Raw genomic sequence first — 3,954 nt, 5'->3', positions numbered from 1 at the left:
CCGCAGGCGGCTGCACCCGCCCCGCTGCCGGCCGAGCCGCTGACGCTGCGGGACGCCGTCGATGCCTGCCAGCGGCGCGCGATCGCCGGCGCGCTGGAGCGCCACGGCGGCAACTGGGCGCGCGCAGCCCGGACGCTCGACGTGGATGCAAGCAACCTGCACAAGCTGGCGCGGCGGCTGGGACTCAAGAGCTGACCGGGCCCGGGCGCCCGGTTGACCGCCCTGCCGGCAGGGACACCGGAGCGGGGCGGCGCATACAATGCCCGGCTGCCTGCACGCTGGCGCCCCCCGGCTGCCGCGTGCGCGCCCGTCCCGTCAGAATCGTTTTTTCCGCTGTCTTCCGGAGCCCGCCGTGCTGATTTCCCCCGCCTTTGCACAGACCGCCCCCGCCGCAGCCGCCGAGGGCGGCATGATGGCCTCGCTCACCGGCATGCTGCCGCTGGTGCTGATGTTCGTGGTGCTGTACTTCATCATGATCCGTCCCCAGATGAAGCGCCAAAAGGAGCACAAGGCCATGGTCGACGCCCTCGCCAAGGGCGACGAGGTGGTCATGGGCGGTGGCCTGCTCGGCCGCGTCACGCGCCTGTCGGAAGGCTACCTGCACGTGGAGATCGCCCCCGGCGTGGAGGTCCAGGTGCAGCGCAGCGCGGTCGTGCAGGTGCTGCCCAAGGGCACCCTGAAGTGAGCCCCCGGCGAGCCCCTCTCCCGGCCGCCATCCCGGCGGGGCGCGCCGCCCGGCCTGCCCCGCCCTTCGTTTGCAAGGCAAGAGCGCAACCATGAACCGCTACCCTGCCTGGAAGTACGCGATCCTCGCGATCGCGCTGCTCATCGGCTTTCTCTACACCCTGCCCAACTTCTTCGGCGAGGCGCCTGCGGTGCAGGTGTCTTCCGCCAAGGCAACCGTCAAGGTCGACGACGCCGTGCGCGAGCGCGTCGAGCAGGCGCTGGCCGCGGCTGGCCTGGTCTCCGACTCCATCGCGCTGGAAGGCAACTCGGTGCGGGCGCGCTTCGACACCCCGGACACCCAGCTCAAGGCCAAGGACGTGATCGAGCGCGCGCTGATCACCGACCCGGCCGACCCGCCCTACATCGTCGCGCTGAACCTGGTGTCGCGCTCGCCCGACTGGCTCACGGCGATCCATGCGCGCCCCATGTACCTGGGCCTGGACCTGCGCGGCGGCGTGCACTTCATGCTGCAGGTGGACATGCAGGCGGCGCTGACCAAGAAGACCGAGTCCTACGCCGGCGACATCCGCAGCGCGCTGCGCGAGAAGGGCATCCGCCACGGCGGCGTCTCGCGCGAGGGCCAGACGGTGCGTGTGCGCGTGCGCGACGAGGCGATGCTCACGGCGGCGCGCAACCTGGTGTCCGACCAGTTCCCCGATCTGGCGACCAGCAGCGCCACCGACGGCGACGCGCAGGTGCTGGTCGCCTCCATCAAGCCCGAGGCGCTGCGCCGCGTGCAGGAGCAGGCGCTCAAGCAGAACATCACGACGCTGCACAACCGCATCAACGAGCTGGGCGTGGCCGAGCCGGTGATCCAGCAGCAGGGCCTGGACCGCATCGTGGTGCAGCTGCCCGGCGTGCAGGACACGGCCAAGGCCAAGGACATCCTGGGCCGCACGGCGACGCTGGAAGTGCGCATGGTCGACGAAGGCACGGAGGCGCGCGCCGCCGAGATGGGCACCGGCCCCGTGCCCTTCGGCGCCGAGAAGTACCTGGACCGGAATGGCCAGGCGGTGATCGTCAAGAAGCAGGTGGTGCTCACCGGCGAGGACCTGACGGACGCCCAGCCCGGCTTCGACAGCCAGACGCAGGAGCCCACGGTGAACCTGACGCTGTCGGCCAAGGGCGCGCGCATCTTCAAGGACATCACGCGCGAGAACGTGGGCAAGCGCATGGCCATCGTGCTCTTCGAGAAGGGCAAGGGCGAGGTGGTGACGGCGCCGGTAATTCGCAGCGAGATCGGCGGCGGGCGCGTGCAGATCTCCGGGCGCATGACCACCGTGGAGGCCAACGACACGGCGCTCTTGCTGCGCGCGGGGTCGCTGGCCGCGCCCATGGAGATCATCGAGGAATACACCATCGGCCCGAGCCTGGGCGAGGAGAACATCTCGCGCGGCGTGCACAGCGTGATCTGGGGCATGGCGGCGATTGCGGCCTTCATGTGCGTCTACTACGCGCTGTTCGGCGTGTTCTCGACCATCGCGCTGTCGGTGAACGTGCTGATGCTGGTGGCCGTGCTGTCCATGCTGCAGGCAACGCTCACCCTGCCCGGCATCGCCGCCATGGCGCTCGCGCTGGGCGTGGCGATCGACTCCAACGTGCTGATCAACGAGCGCATCCGCGAGGAGCTGCGCGCCGGCGTGTCGCCGCAGGCGGCCATTGCCTCCGGCTACGAGCGCGCCTGGGCGACCATCCTGGACTCCAACGTCACGACGCTGATCGCGGGCCTGGCGCTGCTGGCCTTCGGCACCGGCCCGGTGCGCGGCTTTGCCGTGGTCCACACCATCGGCATCCTGACCAGCATGTTCTCGGCGGTGTTCTTCTCGCGCGGGCTGGTGAACCTCTGGTACGGCCGCCAGAAGAAGCTCAAGACCGTCTCCATCGGCCAGGTCTGGAAGCCCGAGGACGGCTCGCAGCTGCGCTCGGTGGCCGGCCGCGGCACCGGCAACTGACGAGGAAGGGAACAAACCATGGAGTTTTTCCGCATCAAGCGGGACATCCCGTTCATGAGGTACGCGTTGGTGCTCAACGCGATCTCCTTCATCACCTTCGCGCTGGCGGTGTTCTTCCTGGTCACGCGCGGCCTGCACCTGTCGGTGGAGTTCACGGGTGGCACCGTCATGGAGGTCGCCTACACCCAGGCCGCCGACACCGGCAAGGTGCGCGAGACGGTGGCAGCGCTCGGCTACCCGGACGTGACGGTGCAGAACTTCGGCACCTCGCGCGACGTGATGATCCGCCTGCCGGTGCAAAAGGGCGTGACCTCGGCGCAGCAGAGCGAGCAGGTGCTCGCCGCGCTGCAGCAGGCCGACCCCGAGGTGCAACTGCGCCGCACCGAGTTCGTCGGCCCGCAGGTCGGCGAGGAACTCGTGCACGGCGGCCTGATGGCGCTTGGCATGGTGGTGCTGGGCATCGTCGTGTACCTCGCCTTCCGTTTTGAGTGGAAGTTCGGCGTCGCGGCGATCATCGCCAACCTGCACGACGTGGCCATCATCCTGGGCTTCTTCGCCTTCTTCCAGTGGGAGTTCTCGCTGTCGGTGCTGGCCGGCGTGCTGGCGGTGCTGGGCTACTCGGTCAACGAGTCGGTGGTGATCTTCGACCGGATCCGCGAGACCTTCAGGAAGTTCAGGAAGCTCTCCACCCCCGAGGTGATCGACCACGCCATCACCTCGACCATGAGCCGCACCATCATCACCCACGCCTCGACCGAGGCGATGGTGCTGTCGATGTTCTTCTTCGGCGGCCCGAGCCTGCACAACTTCTCGCTGGCGCTGACCATCGGCATCCTGTTCGGCATCTACTCCTCGGTGTTCGTCGCGGCGGCGATCGCCATGTGGCTGGGCGTCAAGCGCGAGGACCTGGTGAAGACGCCCGTGCGCCGCGAGGGCGACCCGGAAGACCCCAACGCCGGCGCCGTGGTCTGAGCCCGATCGGGCCCTGCGGCGGCATGCCGCAGCGGCCCGGCAGCGGCTAATATGGCGACCATGGTGGACGCCGCCTCGCCCAAGCTTGCTGCTGCCCGCCGACTCGCGCAGTCGGCGCGGCGGCATTTCGTGGACGGGATGTGCGCCGGCCTGCCGGCGCTGGTCAACACGCTGGACGGCTTCCTGACCGACCTCATGGGCCAGACCGGCACGCAGCGCGAAATGCAGCGCCGGCGCGACGCCTGGATGGCCTTCCAATCGCATGGCAAGGACTGGAGCGCCCGCCTGGCGCGCGCCTGGACCG

5 protein-coding genes are annotated in these 3,954 nt (G+C 69.3%); all 5 read left to right on the top strand.

What is annotated here, in order from left to right:
* Nucleotides 1–195 (top strand): helix-turn-helix domain-containing protein (locus A612_RS14275; RefSeq protein ID WP_040437053.1); only part of this gene is annotated, 195 nt, incomplete at its 5' end.
* A 157-nt stretch (nucleotides 196–352) separates the two neighbouring features.
* Nucleotides 353–685 (top strand): preprotein translocase subunit YajC, encoded by a 333-nt coding sequence (gene yajC / locus A612_RS14270; RefSeq protein WP_019375130.1) that lies wholly within the window; start codon nucleotides 353–355, stop codon nucleotides 683–685.
* A 91-nt stretch (nucleotides 686–776) separates the two neighbouring features.
* Nucleotides 777–2,678 carry a protein translocase subunit SecD gene (secD, locus tag A612_RS14265; protein WP_019375129.1) on the top strand — a complete coding sequence of 634 codons (1,902 nt, stop codon included), beginning with the start codon at nucleotides 777–779 and terminating at the stop codon, nucleotides 2,676–2,678.
* Nucleotides 2,679–2,696: 18 nt separating this feature from the next.
* Nucleotides 2,697–3,650, top strand: a complete 954-nt coding sequence (secF, locus tag A612_RS14260; protein WP_019375128.1) for a protein translocase subunit SecF — start codon at nucleotides 2,697–2,699, stop codon at nucleotides 3,648–3,650.
* A gap of 60 nt (nucleotides 3,651–3,710) precedes the next feature.
* A partial coding sequence (locus A612_RS14255; protein ID WP_141630365.1) for a DUF1631 domain-containing protein occupies nucleotides 3,711–3,954 on the top strand: 244 nt, incomplete at its 3' end.

This window comes from Melaminivora alkalimesophila (assembly GCF_000282995.1).
GTDB lineage: Bacteria > Pseudomonadota > Gammaproteobacteria > Burkholderiales > Burkholderiaceae_C > Melaminivora > Melaminivora alkalimesophila.
This window is presented reverse-complemented; position numbering and strand designations above follow the sequence as displayed.

Bases quoted from the DNA above. Each gene is read 5' to 3' on its own strand.
- secD (WP_019375129.1), top strand. From the start codon at position 777: ATGAACCGCTACCCTGCCTGGAAGTACGCGATCCTCGCGATCGCGCTG.
- secF (WP_019375128.1), top strand. From the start codon at position 2,697: ATGGAGTTTTTCCGCATCAAGCGGGACATCCCGTTCATGAGGTACGCG.